This window comes from Candidatus Bathyarchaeota archaeon, assembly GCA_018396705.1.
Classification (GTDB): domain Archaea; phylum Thermoproteota; class Bathyarchaeia; order Bathyarchaeales; family Bathycorpusculaceae; genus DRVP01.
On the sequence record JAGTQZ010000009.1, the window covers coordinates 107,907 to 126,305 of the forward strand.

19 protein-coding genes are annotated in these 18,399 nt (G+C 42.9%); 8 read left to right on the plus strand and 11 right to left on the minus strand.

Annotated features, from left to right (window positions below; translation table 11 throughout):
* Window positions 1-77: 77 nt before the first annotated feature.
* The gene (locus tag KEJ24_08695; protein MBS7647897.1) at window positions 78-941 is read left to right on the plus strand and encodes a 3-hydroxyacyl-CoA dehydrogenase family protein; all 864 of its coding nucleotides are present in this window, start codon (window positions 78-80) and stop codon (window positions 939-941) included.
* A gap of 14 nt (window positions 942-955) precedes the next feature.
* Window positions 956-1,738 (plus strand): enoyl-CoA hydratase/isomerase family protein, encoded by a 783-nt coding sequence (locus KEJ24_08700; GenBank protein MBS7647898.1) that lies wholly within the window; start codon window positions 956-958, stop codon window positions 1,736-1,738.
* A 119-nt stretch (window positions 1,739-1,857) separates the two neighbouring features.
* Here KEJ24_08700 and KEJ24_08705 read toward each other — a convergent pair whose 3' ends face one another.
* The 3 genes from KEJ24_08705 to tuf form a co-directional block, all read right to left on the minus strand.
* Entirely contained in the window at window positions 1,858-2,199 is a 342-nt protein-coding gene (locus KEJ24_08705) for a hypothetical protein (protein MBS7647899.1), read from the minus strand.
* 8 nt (window positions 2,200-2,207) lie between these two features.
* Window positions 2,208-2,915, minus strand: a complete 708-nt coding sequence (locus KEJ24_08710; protein ID MBS7647900.1) for a hypothetical protein — start codon at window positions 2,913-2,915, stop codon at window positions 2,208-2,210.
* Window positions 2,916-3,063: 148 nt separating this feature from the next.
* On the minus strand, window positions 3,064-4,371 hold the full coding sequence (tuf, locus tag KEJ24_08715) for a translation elongation factor EF-1 subunit alpha (protein MBS7647901.1): 1,308 nt from the start codon (window positions 4,369-4,371) through the stop codon (window positions 3,064-3,066).
* 295 nt (window positions 4,372-4,666) lie between these two features.
* Between tuf and KEJ24_08720 the strand changes: the two genes are divergently transcribed.
* Window positions 4,667-5,845, plus strand: a complete 1,179-nt coding sequence (locus tag KEJ24_08720; GenBank protein MBS7647902.1) for a 50S ribosome-binding GTPase — start codon at window positions 4,667-4,669, stop codon at window positions 5,843-5,845.
* 12 nt (window positions 5,846-5,857) lie between these two features.
* On the opposite strand, the gene KEJ24_08725 is transcribed toward KEJ24_08720, so the two are convergent.
* From KEJ24_08725 to KEJ24_08735, 3 genes are all read right to left on the minus strand, one after another.
* Entirely contained in the window at window positions 5,858-6,460 is a 603-nt protein-coding gene (locus tag KEJ24_08725; protein MBS7647903.1) for a 30S ribosomal protein S7, read from the minus strand.
* Window positions 6,461-6,465: 5 nt separating this feature from the next.
* Entirely contained in the window at window positions 6,466-6,906 is a 441-nt protein-coding gene (locus KEJ24_08730; GenBank protein ID MBS7647904.1) for a 30S ribosomal protein S12, read from the minus strand.
* 121 nt (window positions 6,907-7,027) lie between these two features.
* Entirely contained in the window at window positions 7,028-7,798 is a 771-nt protein-coding gene (locus KEJ24_08735; protein ID MBS7647905.1) for an FxLYD domain-containing protein, read from the minus strand.
* A 204-nt stretch (window positions 7,799-8,002) separates the two neighbouring features.
* On the opposite strand from KEJ24_08735, the gene KEJ24_08740 reads away from it, so the two are divergent.
* Window positions 8,003-8,791, plus strand: a complete 789-nt coding sequence (locus KEJ24_08740; GenBank protein ID MBS7647906.1) for a lipoate--protein ligase family protein — start codon at window positions 8,003-8,005, stop codon at window positions 8,789-8,791.
* On the opposite strand, the gene cysS is transcribed toward KEJ24_08740, so the two are convergent.
* From cysS to KEJ24_08765, 5 genes are all read right to left on the minus strand, one after another.
* Window positions 8,788-10,227, minus strand: a complete 1,440-nt coding sequence (gene cysS, locus KEJ24_08745; GenBank protein ID MBS7647907.1) for a cysteine--tRNA ligase — start codon at window positions 10,225-10,227, stop codon at window positions 8,788-8,790. The two genes, KEJ24_08740 and cysS, sit on opposite strands and share 4 nt — an antisense overlap.
* A gap of 62 nt (window positions 10,228-10,289) precedes the next feature.
* Complete coding sequence (locus KEJ24_08750; GenBank protein ID MBS7647908.1) at window positions 10,290-10,439, minus strand: hypothetical protein; 150 nt, start codon at window positions 10,437-10,439, stop codon at window positions 10,290-10,292.
* 228 nt (window positions 10,440-10,667) lie between these two features.
* Window positions 10,668-11,222 (minus strand): hypothetical protein, encoded by a 555-nt coding sequence (locus tag KEJ24_08755; GenBank protein MBS7647909.1) that lies wholly within the window; start codon window positions 11,220-11,222, stop codon window positions 10,668-10,670.
* A 256-nt stretch (window positions 11,223-11,478) separates the two neighbouring features.
* The gene (locus tag KEJ24_08760; protein ID MBS7647910.1) at window positions 11,479-12,228 is read right to left on the minus strand and encodes an alpha/beta hydrolase; all 750 of its coding nucleotides are present in this window, start codon (window positions 12,226-12,228) and stop codon (window positions 11,479-11,481) included.
* A gap of 94 nt (window positions 12,229-12,322) precedes the next feature.
* Window positions 12,323-13,357 carry a phosphoglycerate dehydrogenase gene (locus tag KEJ24_08765; GenBank protein ID MBS7647911.1) on the minus strand — a complete coding sequence of 345 codons (1,035 nt, stop codon included), beginning with the start codon at window positions 13,355-13,357 and terminating at the stop codon, window positions 12,323-12,325.
* 213 nt (window positions 13,358-13,570) lie between these two features.
* Between KEJ24_08765 and iorA the strand changes: the two genes are divergently transcribed.
* The 4 genes from iorA to KEJ24_08785 are packed head-to-tail and all read left to right on the plus strand — an operon-like array spanning window position 13,571 to window position 18,183.
* Window positions 13,571-15,394, plus strand: coding sequence for an indolepyruvate ferredoxin oxidoreductase subunit alpha (gene iorA, locus KEJ24_08770; protein ID MBS7647912.1), 1,824 nt, complete (start codon window positions 13,571-13,573; stop codon window positions 15,392-15,394).
* Between the two features lie 3 nt (window positions 15,395-15,397).
* Window positions 15,398-15,988 carry an indolepyruvate oxidoreductase subunit beta gene (locus tag KEJ24_08775; protein MBS7647913.1) on the plus strand — a complete coding sequence of 197 codons (591 nt, stop codon included), beginning with the start codon at window positions 15,398-15,400 and terminating at the stop codon, window positions 15,986-15,988.
* A gap of 47 nt (window positions 15,989-16,035) precedes the next feature.
* Complete coding sequence (locus KEJ24_08780; protein MBS7647914.1) at window positions 16,036-17,427, plus strand: CoA-binding protein; 1,392 nt, start codon at window positions 16,036-16,038, stop codon at window positions 17,425-17,427.
* A gap of 21 nt (window positions 17,428-17,448) precedes the next feature.
* Window positions 17,449-18,183 carry an acetate--CoA ligase family protein gene (locus KEJ24_08785; GenBank protein MBS7647915.1) on the plus strand — a complete coding sequence of 245 codons (735 nt, stop codon included), beginning with the start codon at window positions 17,449-17,451 and terminating at the stop codon, window positions 18,181-18,183.
* Window positions 18,184-18,399 lie beyond the last annotated feature (216 nt).

The window sequence follows — 18,399 nt, forward strand, 5'->3', positions numbered from 1 at the left end:
TTAAGGGAATTATTTTAGAAAGCCTTTTATCAACTTGAAATGCAAAATCTCCTCGCTGGAAATGTTGGTGAGGTAATATGGAAGTTAAAACTATCGCCGTTTTAGGTGCCGGTTTGATGGGACATGGTATTGCACAAGTGGCGGCACAGATAGGCAAATACGAGGTCTACTTACGAGACGTTGAACAGCGTTTTGTTGAAAACGGCTTAAACATGATTCGCAGCAGCTTGCAAAAATTCCTAAGTAAGGGCCAGATAACCGAGACTGAGTATAACGAGGTTTTGGCGCGGATACATCCAACCACTGACCTGAAAGAGGCCGTCTCAAAAGCTGACTTGATCATTGAGGCTATCCCGGAAATTTTAGAGTTAAAAAAGACCACTTTCCGTGAAGTTGATGCCATGGCACCCCCTCACGCGATAATCGCTTCTAACACTTCATCCATGAGCATAACGGAGCTTGCTTCAGCCACAAACCGTCCGGAAAAAGTTTGTGGGATGCACTTCTTCAATCCACCTCAACTTATGAAGCTTGTTGAGGTGGTAAGAGGCGCAAAAACTTCAGATGAAACTGTGCAAACGGTTCTAAACGTAGCCCATAGAATGCAGAAAGAAACAGTTCTAGTGAAAAAAGATTGTCCAGGATTCATCGTCAACCGCATACTTATACCAGCCTTAAATGAGGCCGTAGCCCTGTACTGGGAGGGTGTCGCCGACAGAGACGACATAGACAAAGCCGTAAAACTTGGATTGAATTGGCCCATGGGGCCTCTTATGCTGTTGGACTACGTAGGGGCTGACACAACCCTGGCCATAGCTGAAGTTCTACAGCGTGAGCTTGACCAAAGGTTTCAGCCGCATCCCGGGCTGAGACAAATGGTTAGAGCTAACCTTCTTGGAAGAAAAACCGGCAAGGGCTTTTACGATTGGACGCAAAAGTAGGGAGACAAAAACCGATGGAGTTTAAGCATATACTCTACGAGAAAAGCGAGGGCATAGCCACAATAACAATAAACAGGCCTGAAGCCCTTAATGCCCTTAACGCCGACGTTATAGACGAGATTCTTAAAGCCCTTAAAGACGCAGAAGCCGACGAAAACGTGAAGGTTATTGTGTTAACAGGTGCTGGCGAAAAGGCATTTTCAGCTGGAGCAGATATCAAAACCATGAGGGAGATGAATGCCTTGAAAGCCAGGGAACTATCCCAAATTGGCGGAAAGCTTTGCAGCACCATTGAAAATCTTGAAAAACCCGTTATAGCGGCTATAAATGGCTACGCATTAGGCGGAGGCCTAGAAGCGGCGATGGCATGCGACATCCGCATTGCTTCGGAAAACGCGAGAATGGGGCAGACTGAGATAAATATTGGGCTAATTCCCGGCTGGGGTGGGACTCAAAGACTCACCAGATTAATAGGCATGACCAAGGCTAAAGAGCTTATTTTTACAGGTAAAATGATTGACGCAAAAACAGCGGAGCAGCTTGGCCTTGTAAACATGACGGCACCTCCAGACAGGTTCAAGGAAGTTGTACGACAGTTTGCCCTGGAACTAGCCCAGAAAGCTCCAGTAGCTCTTAAAGTGGCGAAGGCCTTAGTGAATAAGGGATATGAAATGAGTCTCGACGCTGCAATAGCGCTGGAAAGGGAAGGCTTCAGCGTAGTCGCTTCAACAGAAGACTTCCAAGAGGGAGTTTCGGCCTTCGTCGAAAAGCGAAAGCCTCTGTTCAAAGGAAAGTGAAGCTTAAGGTCAAATACTCCTCTTTTCTACCGTTTTCTCCCATTTATATATAAAATGGCTTTTCACAAAAAAGTTCAAAGGTGTGGTATAAAGATTTTCTTTCAGCGTTTGAAGAAGTTTTAGCCTTGTTTTTCCGCGTCTTCCTTTATAGCCCTCAATAGGTTCTTGAAGATTTTCATGTCTGAAACATTCACTATTGGAATTTGAAGGCTCTTGTCTACCTCGTATATTTTCTCGTATTTTGGAAATTCTGCATAGCAGATTTGGCTTATTGGAAACTCACGGTTTTTCAATTCATGCTCGAAGGATTTCTCGTAAACCTCTAGGCATAGCAAGTAGCCGTTTATCCAGTAAAGCCTATTCGCGCCATATGTTGTGGCGCACCATGCAATGTCACCTATGTTACGTTTATCCAACCCTAATACTGTAACCTTCTTTGTTGAGGCGATTTCTACGTCCATGTGACGTTTCACCCTTTAAATGGCGTATTTAGCACCTCTTTAACCCTGCTGCTTATTTTTGGGCCAAGCCCATAAACTGTTTTTGGCCAATTGTCAACGTTTAAGAATGCGTTTAACGGTGTTTGGTAAGATTTAAGGATTGCTATGGCTTTTTCTCTTCCGATATTAGGTAAACTTGCCACGAAAAAGATTTGGGCATCCTCGAGGGTTTCGCATTTCTTGACGGGATGCACTGTTGGAACACGTTTTTCAACAATCTGCTCTTGTCGGGCAGCGATGCAGAGAAAATCCACAGTCTCCTTGTGAGAAGTAGTGTTCACTATGGCTATGCCATTTTTAGCTAGGTTGAATAAGGCGCCCCAAACGGCTTCCGGCTTTATTCTGCTGAATCTGTAGATTATGGGCATGTAACCCTCAAGGAGAATTAACGCTTTTGGGTAAACTTCTTTAAGCTTGAAAAGCTGTTCAAAAAGGTAGCGGTGTGTAAGCGTGTAAACAAAATCTTGAACCCTCTTGCGTTCAACAGCACAAACGTCGGATAGAATATAGTCTCCTTTTTCCAAAGCTTCGATTTTCACGTTTACGCCGCGTTCTCTAAGTCCTTTAACGATTTTTTCAGCGCTGCTTGCTTCGCGGCTGTCCACGATTATTGTAGGTTCAAATTCATTACTTTTCTTTTCTTTTAAATATGGCAACAGCGTTTCAGCTCCGGACATAATATCAACTCTGACTTATATGCTGAACTTTTAGAGATTATTTTCTCTTACGGTTCGCTAGCGTTTCATAACAGCTTGAACGGTGCCTATAGCAGTGTGTTAAAAGCTGCTATTTTAGCTTCTTGCTAAATAAAAAGGGGATAGGTGTTTATTGTAGGCCTTTCTTGGTTATTTCTTTCACTATGCCTGCGGCGATTGTGGTGCCCATGTCTCTGACGGCGAACCTTCCAAGCTCTGGAAACTCTGCGTAGGTTTCAATAGATATTGGACGGAGCGGTTCCATCCGCACTAGAGCAGCGTCCCCAGTTTTGAGGAAGGATGGTTTTTCTTCGACAACCTGTCCAGAGCGGGGGTCAATTTTCTTGATTAGTTCTGTGAATCTGCAAGCCATTTGCCCAGTATGATAGTGTAGGACTGGTGTGTAACCGGCGGCTATTGCTGTCGGATGGTATATTACAATTATTTGGCCAATGAATTCTCTTGCCACGGTTGGCGGGTTGTTAACGTGGCCGCATACGTCTCCCCGTCTTATGTCTGTTTTGGCTATGCCTCTCACGTTGAAGCCTATGTTGTCACCAGGTTCAGCCCTCGGGATCCTTGTATGATGCATTTCTATCGATTTTACTTCGCCCTGTTTATTGGCTGGCATGAAGACAACTATGTCACCTTCTTTAAGGACGCCGGTTTCAACCCTGCCTACCGGCACCGTGCCTACACCCGTTATGCTGTAAACATCTTGAATTGGAATTCGCAAAGGTTTGTTTAGGGGTTTAGGTGGAAGCTCGAAAGTGTCTAAAGCATCTAGCAGTGTCGGCCCCTTATACCATGGCATCTTGTCACTTGGCTTAACAAGGTTGTCACCTGTCCACCCGGAAACAGGCACGAAATGAATTTTGTCGACTTTGTAGCCTACCATCCTCAGCATTCGGCTGACTTCGTTTTTAATTTCGTTGTATCTTTCTTGACTCCAGTTGACAGTCGGGTCGTCCATTTTGTTTATGGCTACGACGAGCTGGTTAACACCCAAAGTAAAAGCCAAGAAAGCATGCTCGCGGGTCTGGCCGCCCGGGCCTATACCTGCTTCGAATTCACCTCTTTTAGCTGAAACGAAAAGAATGGCGCCGTCAGCTTGGCTTGCACCTGTAATCATGTTTTTAACGAAGTCTCTGTGACCTGGAGCGTCGATGACTGTGAAGTAATATTTCTTAGTTTCAAACTTTAGGAAACGCAGATCAATTGTTAAACCTCTTTCCCGCTCCTCTTTAAGGTTGTCGAGAATCCAAGCGAACTTGAAGGTTTCCTTGCCCATTTTTTTAGCTTCTTCCTCATATTGTTTCACTGTTCTTTCGTCGACGACTCCCGCCAAGTACAGTAGGTGTCCGGTTGTCGTTGATTTTCCATGGTCAACATGTCCCATGATCACAAGGTTTAAGTGGGGTTTTTCTGGCCTACTCATTTCTCTCCCTCATTTTAAATTTCTAAATTTTCCTATTTTTAGTGAATTCGTTTACACAACTGTTCATTCAATTATTTTAAGTTTATCATATCTGCGCGTTTAATTATATGGCTCTGAAATGTGGTGGTTTCCGCATTTTATGATTTCCAGCTTGTCAATTTTATAATTAGAAACAGCCTTAAAATTAGCGAGCTTTTCGGCTTTTGCTGCGGTTTTAGCGTAATAGTATCCGGTGGTCTTTCGAAACGGATATTAGCGTTATTGGGATAAGGGATTTTCGGGACGAGTACAGTTTATGCCGACGAATCTGCCGGCGGAAGCTAAGCGTAAGTGGGCTGAGGTTTCAGCCGCGAGAAATCCGAAAGAAAGACTTAGGCTTATGGAGGAGTTTCTGAGCCTTGTTCCCAAGCATAAAGGGACAGCTAAACTTTGCGCGCAAGTTAAGAAGCAGATGGCTGTTCTGCGTAAAGAAATCGAGGAGGGAAAACGTAGAAAAGCTGGCAGAGGTGGCGGCCCTAAATTTTTCCTAGAAAAAGAAGGAGCCGCTCAAGTTGTTATTCTAGGGCTTACAAATGTGGGTAAAAGCAGTTTTCTCGCGGCTTTAACAAACGCGAAGGTTGAGGTTTCACCCGCTCCCTACACCACTAGAGAGCCGGTTCCTGGAATGCTCAATTACGAAGATATCCAGTTCCAGTTGGTTGAGGCCCCAGCACTCATGGAAGGGGCGGCGGAAGGAAAAGCTTGGGGACTTCAAACTTTAGCCTTAGCTAGAAACGCTGACGGCTTAATTCTCATGGTGGATTTGACGCAAAATCCGATGGAACAATTGTCCATAATCCTTGGAGAGCTAGAGAAAACGCGGATATTGGTCTGTAAACCAAAAGCACGGGTTGAAATTGAGAGGAAGTTTATGGGCGCCGGTTTACGCATAATAGTTTTTGGGAGGCTTTTAAACTGCACTTTCAAGGATGTTGAGGAGCTTCTTAAAAGCTATAGAGTTTCAGATGCTATTGTAAAAATTTACGGCGAAGCCGCTTTAGACGATGTTGAAGACGCCATTTTTGAGAGCACAACCTACAAGCCAGCTATAATAGTGGCAAACAAAATCGATGCAGGAAACGCGTATGCAAACCTAAAGCTTCTAGAGGAAGAGGTTAACGGGCAACTTCCAATAATCGCTGTTTCATGTAAAACTGGACAGGGCTTGGAAAAAATCGGCACAACACTTTTTCATACGTTAGATTTAATACGTGTTTACACAAAAGAGCCAAGCGAAAGGGGCCCCTCACAGAAACCATTCGTCCTAAAGAGGGGCTCCACGATTCATGATTTGGCAAGAAACATTCATAGCGACTTCAGCGAAAAATTTGCTTACGCAAAGGTTTGGGCAAAACGCCTGGTCTTTAGCCCACAGAAGGTAGGAGCTACCTTCATTTTAGAGGATGGAGACGTTGTTGAAATCCACACAAAATAGGCTTAGTGGAAGCTATCTTGAAGCCATGGCTATTCTTTCGAGTTCATGACGTTTTGAAACCGCGTAGCTTTTCATGTCGTTGCTCGCCGCCAAAATCAACTCTTCAGCTAGGCATTCTTCAATGGAACGTGGATTATGCATGGCTGCTTGCCGTGCTCCCTCGCATATGTGTCGCAAAGCAAGGTCAACTCTTCTTTGGGGCGAAATGTCCACGGATAAATGGTAAACTATTCCACCGTAAGCTATTCGCGTAGTGTCCTCGCATGGTGCAGAATTTTCAACGGCCCTAACCAAAACTTCTATGGGGTTTCTCCCAGTGCGTAGGTGAATGATTTCGAAGGCATGTTTAACAATGTTTATGGCTTTAGCCTTTTTGCCTGCATTTTTCCCTGGACGCATTAGGTTGTTTACAAGCCTCTCCACAATGTTCACGTTTGCCTTTCCAAAACGCTTGTGCTCGTGACGCCCCATGCTGTGGGGAATCACAAGAGGTTTAAGCGATATATATCGCTTTAATCCCGGATCTTTGACTTCAACTTCTTTGAAGTTCCATTTTCCGAAAAGTTTTATCTCTTTTGTCTCTTCTTTTTTATCTTCTTTCTGTTCTTTGCTCAAGGTTTTCACCGCATCGGTTTCTGTTTCCTACCAAGCACAAGTTCTTTAAGCGAAACTCCGTTAACCATTATAACTTTCCATCTTACGCCCGGGATGTCGCCCATGCTTCTTCCACGAGAACCACCTATTCCCTCTACTAGAACTTCGTCGTGTTCGTCTACAACGTTTAGAGCACCATCTCCGGGCAGAAAAGCCGTAATAACTTTACCATTCTTTATAAGTTGGACTCTAACACACTTTCTGATGGCGCTGTTGGGCTGCTTGCTTTCAACACCAACCTTTTCGAGGACTATGCCTCTAGCCATTGGTGCACCTTCAAGAGGATCCGCCTTAACGTCTAAACCCAACATTCGCCTTTTATAGTACATGCTACTCCAACGGAACTTTTGCCGTTTTGCCGCTAACTTTCTAGCGGCAAACTCACCTCTTGGAGACTTTGAACCCATAGCCTCGGTTATCCTCTCGCTACGTCTAATCACACATCTAATATTTAAACTGAACGAAGCCTAAACCGTAAAAACTAGAGGGGAAGGCCCCACTATTGGCTTGAAAAAGCTCCAAAAAATGTTAAATCCCTTTTATTTGCGCTCTACGGTTGAATGTTGTAATTGCCGCGGTAAAAAGAGAGACCATTAAAACTGCTGATAAACTTGCAGCCGACGGAAATTCCGGAACCACAGAATACTCCAAAGACTCTGCAGTTAAAGAATAACTTGACACCAGCTGCACCCTGCCAGTACTAGAGCTTAGCACTATCTGAAAGGATTCTATCTCATTTGAACCCAAATCTTGGGAGCTTAAATATGCGTATGACGTCGCCACCACATACCCAGTTGCATTGTAGAAAGCGGCCACCACTTTTACGCTGTGTGCCGTGTTCTGGGCAATGTTCTTTATACTCCCCGTTACAACTAGGTCACCTGAAATCTCGATGTGAGAACTGCTTGAAAGGATCTCTAAGCCCTCTGGAACCGGATCTGTGTCCGTTGCAACAACGTTTAAGCTGTAATGGTGAACCCGGCTTGCCGCCGCCGTTGTTAAAAGCACTTCGAAAGGAGATTTTCTCCCCGGTAAGAGGACATGCAGATATGCATGGTTGTAGGCTGTCCCTATCATGTTGCCACTTGAATCATAGAAATTTACAGTGATCCAAACATCCTTCACAGCATTATTCCTGGAATTTTCTACTTCTCCTGAAACGCGATAATAGCCTATGGCATCATACCATCCCGTGTGGTTTGGCAACACAACAACCGTATCACCTGCTTTCGCTTCAAAGATATAGGAGGCAAATGACAGCACACCTAAAGCTATCAGCATAAACCAAACTTTTTTCAATTTCTCACCTCTCACTCAGCTTGCTCTTTATAGGTCAGTTTAGACCCTTAGACGGTTTAATATCCTTTATTTCAAATGCTGTATTGAATCTTAGCCCTTATCAGTCTTGGTTAAATGACAACTATATTATGCAATAAACTTTCTAGACTTTGGGAGAAACAGATTTTAAGCCAAAAGCCAGAGCTGATATAGTGGGTGCTAGAAATGGCCAGCTGGAGGCTATTGAAACTTGAGGCACATAACGCTTACATGAATATGGCTGTGGACGAAGCTATATTAAATGCGAGGATAAAGGGGCTTGTGCCTAACACTATACGGTTTTACCGCTGGAACCCATCGGCAGTTTCTATTGGAAGATTTCAGAACATAGAAAACGAGGTTTATCTGCAAAACTGTCTTGAACATCGCGTGGACGTTGTTAGACGCGTAACCGGCGGAGGCACCGTTTACCATGATGCTGAAGGTGAAATCACATACAGTGTAGTCGTAAGCAAAGAAGACCTAGACGCTAAGGACATAACTGAGGTTTATGCGCGAATCTATGCAGGCATAGTTGAAGCCCTTAATGTTTTAGGTTTAAAGGCAGACTTCAATGAAGGCAACCCAAAAGTCTGTCCGAACTTGACGGTAAACGGCAAAAAAATTTCAGGAAGCGCTCAATGTCATAAGGCCGACGTAGTCCTACAACATGGCACAATGTTGGTGGACGTTAACCTAGAGAAAATGTTCACTTTCTTGAAAGTTCCATGGGCAAAAACATGCATGGAAGTTGTTAACGTGGCTAAAAACAAAATAACCTCAATAAAAGCGGAGCTTGGCAAGGAAATTTCACTCGAAACAGTTCATAAAGCCCTAATTGAAGGCTTTCGAAAAACATTGAAAACACCGCTTCAGCAAGAAAACTTAACACCATACGAAAAGGAGTTAGCTGAAAAACTTTGCAAGGAGAAATATGCCACCGCTGACTGGAACATGTATGGGAAAGAAAATTAGTGTTTCACTATTCGCCATTTCACGCCTTGCGGTGTATCCTCGATTATTATACCCATAGCGCGCAGCTGCTCTCTGATTCTATCAGCCGTAGCCCAGTCCCTAGCTTTTCTCGCTTCCTCCCTTTTTTGGATAAGTTCTTCAGCTTCTGGCGGCAGTCCCTCCTTCTTTCCTACCTCCTTGGCCAAATCCAACGCAAAGATTTTGTCAAACTCCATGAGCAAATCATACTTTTCACGGTTAGTCAAAGTTTTCTCCTCTCTGACCAAGGTCCATGTTAAGGCTAAAGCCTTAGGCATGTTTAAGTCGTCATTTATCGCCTCAATAAAACTTCCATAATATTCCTCATACTTTGAGCTTTTACCCGCATTTTCCTCCAATTTTTCAGCCAAGTCTCTAACATGCTCCCTTAACGTGAATAACGCATTCTGAGCTGACCGCAAGCTTTCCCAAGTGAAAACAAGCTCAGACCTGTAGTGAGCTGTCAAACACAGGTACCTAAAGGCTAACGGATCAAATCCCTCATCCACCAGCGTCTGAACCGTGATTATCTCTCCGGCGGACTTTGCCATTTTCATTGATTTGCCAAAAACTAAGAACGCTCCGTGCAACCAATAATTCGCCAGAGGCTTGCCAGTCAAAGCTTCAGCTTGCGCAATCTCATTTGTGTGGTGGATTGGTATGTGGTCTATGCCTCCACAGTGAATGTCAAAGTGCTCGCCTAAATACTTCATCCCCATGACAGTGCACTCTATATGCCATCCAGGAAAACCCACACCCCAAGGAGAATTCCATTCCATCTGCCGCTTTTTGTCCTTTGGAGAGAAGCGCCAAAGGCAGAAGTCTGTTAAATGCCTTTTGTTGGGGTTGAATTCAACTCTTGCTCCAGCCTTCAGACTTTCATTCAACTTCTCGAAATCCATTCCAGTGAGTTTCCCGTAATCCTCCAACTTAGAAGTGTCGAAATAGACACCGTCGTCAATTATATACGCGTAGCCCTTTTCCTCAAGCTTACGAATATAGTCAATCATGTCAGCAATGTGGTCTGTCGCCTTACAGACTATCGTCGGCTTGAGAATGTTAAGTCTCTCCGCGTCTTCGAAGAACTTCTTTGTGTAAAAATCAGCTATCTCCCAAACAGTTTTTCTCTCCCTTTGGGCACCAACCTCCATTTTGTCCTCCCCAGCGTCAGCGTCCGAAGTTAAGTGTCCCACGTCCGTGATATTCATCACATGCTTTACCCTGAAGCCATTAAATTCCAAGACCCTTCGGAGAATGTCTTCAAATATGTATGTCCTAAAATTGCCTATGTGGGCGTACCAATAAACTGTGGGACCACAACAATACATTCTAACATTGCCCTCTTCCATTGGAACGAACTTTTCCTTTCTCCGCGTCAAAGTGTTGAAAAGATATACTTCCCGCTTAGCTTTTCCCATGTTTCATCAAAAGGAATAGCGACAAAAACATTTAAAGACTTTTACCCCATAGATGGCGGAGGCTAATCATATTTCTTAAACCTTAACATTCTCCTAAAGCTCTTTAAATCCTCCGCAATTAGCTTCAAAAAACGAAGTTCTTCCATGCTTTTCTTAAACTTCAAAAACTCCTCATGAAACTTTTCTAAAGTGATCCTATCTTCATCAGCCATAAACTCCACCGCAAAAACATTAAACGGGGTGGTCATCGCTTTTTGGCCGACCAAAAGCAGCCATTTCCGTCATCGAGGAGAAAGGAGAAGGCTTCGAAAACGGAAAAACCGAAATTGGCTGCTTTTGGTCGGCCTTCAACCTCTATCCCCTGAATAGCGTCGTAAGATTTAATATTCAAAGCTATATAAAAAGATTGCTGAATAACACAAATAGACACGCTGCAAAGCCTAACCTACAGCTAATATGCCCTCAAGAATTCTATCTTCAGGAACATCCAGCTGCTTTGAAAGCCAGCTTTTCAAAAGAGCTGTTTGTTTAGGGAGCTCTCCACTATAAGTTATTATTTGGTTATTTTTTAAGGCGTCTGCTTGAAAAGCTTTCTCAGTCTCCTTGTAAAGGAACGAAAGTGTCTGAGCCTGTCGTGCTAAAGTTTGGAAATCTTCCCAATGCTTACAGCGCAGTATAACTGGTGGACCCCGCATTTCAGCGGCAATCTGCGCTTTCTGCACTGATGAAGGCGCAAGCACTTTTTGGGATTCATGAGAAGCTTGCGATGTTGACAAATAAGCGATTAAGTTAGATATTTCATTTTGAAGATCTGTAAGTCTATACTCAACGCTTTCTATTTTCCCGCTTAACTCACCAGCCTCACCAAGTCTTTCGGTGATCTTGCCTAACTCGTTTATCAAACGGTCTAAATCCTTCTCATGTTCCCTTAGAACGTTAATAATAAAGTCTAATGCTTCTAATGCATCATCCTTAGAGGGAGGCTTCTTCGACATGGCAGTTTCCTCTGCCTATTTCATTTGGCTCCTCTATAAATAAAGGTAGCGAATCCTCAAAATGTATCTATGCAAATGGCCAAACATACGTATTAACAATAAAAACTCACATGACAAATGAGGAAATTAAAATACACAAAACATCTAGCCTAATAGATAATGGGACATGTAGATTTATACACAGATAAGTTCTGGTCCATCCAATGAGTATTTAACACTTCCAAAACCACATTTTTTAGTAACGACTCAACAGCACCTATTTTTGAACTCTGGTTAAGAAGTCTAGTATAGCTTGTATAAATACCTGTTCCCGCACCGTATCCAAGGAATGGCGGGTATTAGGCATTACCAGCAATTCACCCCTTTGTAACGCATGATAAAAACGCACAGCCTCCTCAACAGGAACTAGCTCATCACGATCACCAACAGAAACCAAAACTGGAATATTAACACGACCAAAATCTTTTAAACCTAACACCTCATTCGGCATTGTTTGCAGATACTCTGATGCCTCCTTTAGAAGTAAGATCCATCTATCGCGGCCATGCATCTTTTGAAGTGTCTCGGCAAACCTAGGTGTTTTGGCGAGAATACGATCTGGATTAAGTCTCTGGAGCATAAACCCCACGATATCATCATTCCAAAACATTTTCGACGCATGCATCACAAGGGCTTTGATTCTAAATGGCTGCGCTAGCGCAGCCATGAGCCCTACATACCCTCCCAAACTGTATCCACAGATTAAAACAGACTCTAAGTGCAACATGTCTAGAAGCCCTGTAAGATCGCTGCAAAAAAGATTGTTACTTAACTCACCTTTAGGATTGTTAGTTCGACCGTGCCCACGAAGGTCCACCGCAATTACACGATAATATTTAGAAAACAGAGGGATAAATCGGCGCCAATCCTCCATGGATCCAAGTAATCCGTGAAGAAGAATGAGAGTTTCTCCTTTACCAATTTCTTCATAATATAAGTTGATGTCGTTCACAAGTAAGTATGGCATTAAATCCACCTTCCCATTTGGTAAAAGGAATTACAAAAAGGATTACTTATAAAATTTCGAAGCAGACAATTCCTTAATTGGGTATTTCATGTGGCTAAATCTTCAACAATCTTTCTCGCCATTTTGGGATAGCTTCTGTGTTAACAACGTACTCTGGAACGATCCCTTTTAGCAGTTTCACGCAATTGTCCACTGCAACTTTCTCTCCCTCGATGAGAGACTCACTGTTTCGGCCGGCTATATGAGGAGTGATAATAACGTTATCCATTGTTAACAGGGGATTATCTGGGGTTGCCGGCTCCTTTTCTAGAACATCTAAAGCAGCACCGGCTATTTTCTGATTTTTCAAGGCGTCAATCAACGCGTTTTCATCAATTATTGCTCCTCGCGAAGTGTTAATTATGAAAGCAGTTTTCTTCATCAACCCCAGTTCTCTGACACCTATCAAGTGGTAAGTTTGCTTAGTTAACGGAGCGTGGATGGTGACAAAATCGGATTCTCTTAACAATGTTGACAAATCAACTAATTGTACTCCGAAGCTTTTTGCTTTTTGCTCTGATATGTAAGGATCATAGCCTAGAAGTTTTACATCAAACGGGGTGAGTAATGTCGCAACTTTAGCACCAATTCTTCCAAGACCAATGATGCCCACTGTTTTATTTTTCAATGTAATTGTATCGACGCGCTCATCATAATAAATCGATGCATCTTTTTGAGACATAAGCATGGAAATGTTCTTTAATTTTTTAGCTAAAGCCAAAATTAACGCTAATGTATGTTCCGCAACGCTGATAAAATCCAACTCTATTGGTGCGTTCGTGACTAGTATGCCAAGTTCAGAAGCTGTTTCAATATCCACATTATCAAAGCCTATCCCTCGCTGGCAAATGCAGACAAGTTTTCGCATTGACCTTAAGACCTGTGATGAAAGTTTTAATCTTGGAGAAGCAATAATCGCGTGCACTTCCCTGCATTTTTCAATGATTTCGTCTTCTGAATATGTCTCTTTCTCGCTAGCAATCGGTGATGAAGGTTTCCTTCCGAAAATTACTTTAAACCCCTCATTTTCTAAAACTTTGTAAACTTTTGGATCGTTTATGGGGAAACTTACGAAAATTAATTTTTGCATAAGATCACTTTAGGGAGTAATCAAAATAAATTTTTCTTAGGAGTTTTGCTGCCGTCGTAAAGAAGTAATTAGATAAGCGATCGACTTCCTCTTTTAATTTGCATATAAAAAGCCTTAATGCAGCAAAGCGGGAAATAATTAACGAAACACTTAGATAGAACAATCTTTATCCATCCCATAGCATGGAGGTTTAATTTGAAAAACGTTGTGTTAATGCTTGGTAATGAAGCCATTGCGCGTGGCGCCGTTGAGGCTGGGGTTCAAGCTGCGACAGGGTATCCTGGAACACCCTCTTCAGAAATTATTGAAACTTTAGCAGCTTGGTCTAAGGACTATGGAATTTATGTTGAATGGAGCACCAATGAAAAAGTGGCTTTAGAGGTAGCATTGGCCGCAGCCTATTGTAATCTCAGGGCTTTAGTTGCTATGAAACATGTTGGCGTCAATGTAGCCTCAGATACTCTATTCACCGCAACCTATACCGGAGTTAAAGGAGGACTTGTCCTAGTTTCTGCTGATGACCCCAGCTGCCACAGTTCTCAAAACGAACAAGACAATAGGCTCTACGGGCCCCATGCTTACATACCGGTCCTAGAACCATCCTCTCCTCAAGAAGCTAAAGACTTAATCATATACAGTTTTGAGTCATCTGAAAAGTTTAAAATGCCTATAATGGTTAGAACAACAACGAGATTAAACCACAGCAGAGGTAACGTAAAACTCGGTCCTTTATTGAAAGTGGGCAAAAAAGGAACTTTTGAGAAAAAACCTGAAGAAATGAGCTGTTTACCAGCGAATGCTAGAAAAATGAGGCTAAGATTGATCAATACAATTAGGTTGGTTGAGGAGCATTTTGACAATTCGCCGTTCAATTCTGTTTGCGGAGAATCCAACATCGGTGTGGTGGCCTCCGGACTGGCCTATGAATACGTTATGGAAGCCCTTGAAACGCTAAAAGCGAAGGATGAGGTGTCGCTATTAAAATTATCAACATTGTATCCCTTGCCGAAAAAACTTGTGACATCTTTTCTCGAAGGGAAAGAAAAAGTCTTAGTTATTGAGGAATTAGAACCTTTCATTGAAAACTATGTAAAAAGCTTTTGTTGCGACTTAGATTCGAAGACAAAAGTTTATGGAAAAGCTTTCATACCCCTAGTGGGGGAATTAACCCCCTCAGCGGTCTTGGAAGGTTTAGCTAAATTCTTAAATAAAAAGTTGGAATGCAAGAGAGAACAAAAATTGGCGGTTGAAGCGCCGCCGCGTCCGCCAGTGTTGTGCGCGGGGTGTCCACATAGAAGTACGTTTTACGCCATAAAATTAGCTGTGAAAAAAAGAAAGGTGGATGCTATATATCCAAGTGATATAGGTTGCTATGGACTTGGATTTTATCCTCCACTAGAAGCTATAGACGTGAGTCTGTGCATGGGTTCAAGCATAGGGCTCGCGTGCGGTCTGGCTAAGTTCACAGGAAAAGTCGTTATCGCAACAATAGGCGACTCTACCTTCATGCATGCAGGCATTCCAGCTCTCATCAATGCCACCTTTAATCCCTCAAGCTTTGTTCTAGTAATCTTAGACAACGGACTTGTGGCGATGACTGGGCATCAACCCAGTCCAGTTTCAGGGGTTAATCTCATGGGTGAGAAAGTAAAAATAATCCTCCCTGAAAACTTAGCAACGGCTTGTGGAGCATCATTCTGTAAGGTAGTGGATCCTTATAACCTGGAAGAAACGGTCTCAGCTATCATTGAGGCCATAGATCATGTGCAAAAGGGCTTGGGGCCAGCCGTCGTAATATCTCGCAGAAAATGTGCGCTCACGCTACTACGGGAATCTCGGGATGGAAAAATAAAACTTGTTAAAAGGAGCATAAATCTTGAAAAATGTATTGGCTGCATGGCCTGTATAAAGCTTACCGGGTGTCCAGCTTTGCTGCCAAGCAACGAGAAAGTTTCGATAGATAAAATGACATGCACGGGGTGTGGTTTATGCGAGGAAGTATGTCCATATGACGCTATTGAAAAAAGTGGAGGTTGATAGATGGCAAACGTGGTTTTGTCAGGAGTTGGTGGTCAAGGTGTATTAACTTTAGCTGCGTTGATTGGTAGCGCTGCAATTTTTGACGGTTACGAAGTTAGAATGTCAGAAGTGCATGGCATGGCCCAGAGGGGTGGGCAAGTGGTTTGTCACGTAAAATACGGGGCCAAAGTTTATTCGCCGCTTGTTATGGAGGGAACTGCAGACTTAATAGTTGCTTTAGAAGCTTCTGAGGCACTTAGGGTGGCACATTATCTTAAAGCAAGAGGTGCCATAATAATCAATAATCTTGAATTGCCGCCTCCACTGGCTGTAATTAAGGGGGTTAAATATCCAAACCTTAAAACTATTGTGGAGGAACTCTCAAAAATCACTGGTAAGGTCTATGTTGTAAATGCTCAAGAAATAGCTAAGACAGTGGGGTCATTGAACGTCGTTAACACTATTATGTTAGGTGCTTCTTGGGCTACTGGGGAGTTGGATGTTTCCGAAAACTCGTTAATCAAGGCCATAGTTTCAAGGTTTGGTGAAAAATGGAAGGACATAAACGTAAAGGCCTTTAAGGAGGGCGTTAAAGCCGTAAGTAAAGGCTAAATGGTCCACTAACCAGAACAGAAACGTGCCAAACTTAGGTGAAATATGTGAGTAAGTTTAGGTCACTTTTCTATCCAAACTCTATAGCAGTTCTGGGAGCCACCGATAACCCTGCCAGGATCGGCTATGTCTTGGTTAAAAATTTGAGAGAATTTGGTTATGCTGGGAGAGTTTACCCAGTAAATCCGAAACTCAGCGGCAAGGAATTGCTGGGCTACAACGTTTACTCAAGTGTGTTAGACATTCCGGACAACATTGATCTAGCAGTTATAGCCGTAAGCGCTAAGGCAAGCATTTCAGTATTAAAAGAATGTGCATTGAAAGGTGTTAAGTCAGCTATAGTGCTTGCGGCTGGTTTTTCAGAAAGTTCTCTTGAGGAAGGAAAAAGCATGGAGTTTGAAATTCGGAAGATATCTGAGGAGAGCGGCATGATAATAGTTGGGCCAAATTGCTTGGGCATTTTAAGCGCTCCAAAAAATGTGTGCACATTTCCAGAGGCAGAGTATCATGGAAAAGTTGGAAAGATATCCGCTATTTTTCAAAGCGGCTCATTACTAGCAAGTTTCATGTCGATGGCAAATATAAGGGGAGCTTATCTAAATAAGGGAGTCAGCACAGGTAACGAAGCCGTCACAACCCTGAACGACTTTCTAGAGTACTTTGTAGGTGATCCTGAAACAAACGTAATTGCAATGTATATTGAACAAGTAAGGAACGGAAAAAGATTCATAGAAATTTGTAGGTCTACAACTAAGCCGCTTGTCGCCCTTAAAATCGGTAAGACTGAGATAGGTAGGTTAGCCGCTAAGTCACATACAGCCGCACTGGCTGGTTCTATTGAAGTGTGGAACTCCGTTTGCAGATACGCTGGAATAATCCAAGCTAACACTTTTGAACAACTCTACGATTTCTCCATGGCTTTAGCCTCGCCCCTGAAACCACGAGGTCGCAATGTTGGAATAGTCACAGCTCCGGGTGGGCCGTCCGTGATCGCAACAGATATGTGTGGTGAACATGGATTAGCAATTCCTCGACTAAGTAGCGCAAGCATCGATAAGCTCAAAAGTATGCTTCCACCGTTCGCATCCATGGCAAATCCGATAGATATGACAGCATCAGCACTCGAAGACTTAAGCATTTACCATAAAGTTTTAGAGGTTGTCGCATCAGATCAAAATGTAGATGTAATTTTAGTTATTTCCCCTCTAACGCACCACCTAGAAATAGCCCAAACCACTGCAAACATTGCCAATGAAATTCGAAAACCAGTCGTAGTGGCTTGGACCGGGCTTCTCAACATTGTAGAGCTTATTAAAGCCATGCGTTTTCTAGGCGAAAGAGGGATACCTAACTATTTTATGCCCGAAAGGGCTGTCGAAGCAATAGCAGTTATGTTACATCAAACTCAATTGGAAGCTACTAAACCTTACGCTTCATAGACATGGAGGAATTATTTGACCATGAGTCATATAATTAGCCAGGCATTAAAAGAAGGCAGAAACCTTTTATTGGAGCCCGAGGCTAAAAAGTTATGTTCACTTTATGGAATACCAGTACCACGGTACGCAGTAGTGTCAACAGTCGACGAGGCTGTAAAGGCTGCTAAAGGCATAGGTTTTCCAGTAGTTCTAAAAATAGTCTCCAAAGACATAATTCATAAAAGCGACTCTGGGTGCGTAGTTTTAAATATTAACAGCAGCGAAGAGGTTGAAAGAGCATTCAAGTATGTGGTAGCTAACGCCTCAAAAGTTGGCTCCAACGTTGAAATAAAGGGTGTGCTTATAGAGGAAATGTTGCCAAAAGGTTTAGAGGTGGTTGTTGGGGCCCTAGAAGACGCAGAGTTCGGTCCAATAGTGATGTTTGGATTAGGAGGAATATTCATCGAAGTGTTGAGAGATGTCACTTTCAGAGCAGCACCAATAACCATAGACGAAGCTAAGAAAATGATGAAGGAAGTGAAAGGATACAAACTATTAGAGGGGTACAGAGGGCAAGAACCGGCTGATACAAATGCGCTGGCGAAAATAATCACAGCTGTTTCCCGACTCATAATAGAAAACAAAGAGATATGCCAAATAGACTTAAATCCTGTTATTGTATGGCGGAACGGCGCAAAAATCGCAGATGCAAGAATATTATTAAGGGGTGATGCCCAGACACGACATATATGCAATGACTCGGCAGTTTCCGAGTAATTATTCCGGTCATAAGTTTACTTTGAGGTCTTCTCTTAAATGCTATGCGGAAGCTCCATAACATTTTTATCAGAAAGAAACTATCGCTTTAATAATAATCTCTTTTAAGGAGCTTGCTAGCAAAAGCTAAACGGCTGAGACCTTGCACATGGAACTTAAAAACCTCTATTTAAGGGGTTGGTGAGTAAGTAATGTATTTTTGTGGTCATGTACAAT

Excerpts from the sequence above, each read along its gene's own strand:
- KEJ24_08695 (MBS7647897.1), top strand. The coding sequence starts at position 78 with ATGGAAGTTAAAACTATCGCCGTTTTAGGTGCCGGTTTGATGGGACAT.
- KEJ24_08700 (MBS7647898.1), top strand. The coding sequence starts at position 956 with ATGGAGTTTAAGCATATACTCTACGAGAAAAGCGAGGGCATAGCCACA.
- KEJ24_08705 (MBS7647899.1), bottom strand. The coding sequence starts at position 2,199 with ATGGACGTAGAAATCGCCTCAACAAAGAAGGTTACAGTATTAGGGTTG.
- KEJ24_08710 (MBS7647900.1), bottom strand. The coding sequence starts at position 2,915 with ATGTCCGGAGCTGAAACGCTGTTGCCATATTTAAAAGAAAAGAAAAGT.
- tuf (MBS7647901.1), bottom strand. The coding sequence starts at position 4,371 with ATGAGTAGGCCAGAAAAACCCCACTTAAACCTTGTGATCATGGGACAT.
- KEJ24_08720 (MBS7647902.1), top strand. The coding sequence starts at position 4,667 with ATGCCGACGAATCTGCCGGCGGAAGCTAAGCGTAAGTGGGCTGAGGTT.
- KEJ24_08730 (MBS7647904.1), bottom strand. The coding sequence starts at position 6,906 with ATGGGTTCAAAGTCTCCAAGAGGTGAGTTTGCCGCTAGAAAGTTAGCG.
- KEJ24_08740 (MBS7647906.1), top strand. The coding sequence starts at position 8,003 with ATGGCCAGCTGGAGGCTATTGAAACTTGAGGCACATAACGCTTACATG.
- cysS (MBS7647907.1), bottom strand. The coding sequence starts at position 10,227 with ATGGGAAAAGCTAAGCGGGAAGTATATCTTTTCAACACTTTGACGCGG.
- KEJ24_08750 (MBS7647908.1), bottom strand. The coding sequence starts at position 10,439 with ATGGCTGATGAAGATAGGATCACTTTAGAAAAGTTTCATGAGGAGTTT.
- KEJ24_08755 (MBS7647909.1), bottom strand. The coding sequence starts at position 11,222 with ATGTCGAAGAAGCCTCCCTCTAAGGATGATGCATTAGAAGCATTAGAC.
- KEJ24_08760 (MBS7647910.1), bottom strand. The coding sequence starts at position 12,228 with ATGCCATACTTACTTGTGAACGACATCAACTTATATTATGAAGAAATT.
- KEJ24_08765 (MBS7647911.1), bottom strand. The coding sequence starts at position 13,357 with ATGCAAAAATTAATTTTCGTAAGTTTCCCCATAAACGATCCAAAAGTT.
- iorA (MBS7647912.1), top strand. The coding sequence starts at position 13,571 with ATGCTTGGTAATGAAGCCATTGCGCGTGGCGCCGTTGAGGCTGGGGTT.
- KEJ24_08775 (MBS7647913.1), top strand. The coding sequence starts at position 15,398 with ATGGCAAACGTGGTTTTGTCAGGAGTTGGTGGTCAAGGTGTATTAACT.
- KEJ24_08785 (MBS7647915.1), top strand. The coding sequence starts at position 17,449 with ATGAGTCATATAATTAGCCAGGCATTAAAAGAAGGCAGAAACCTTTTA.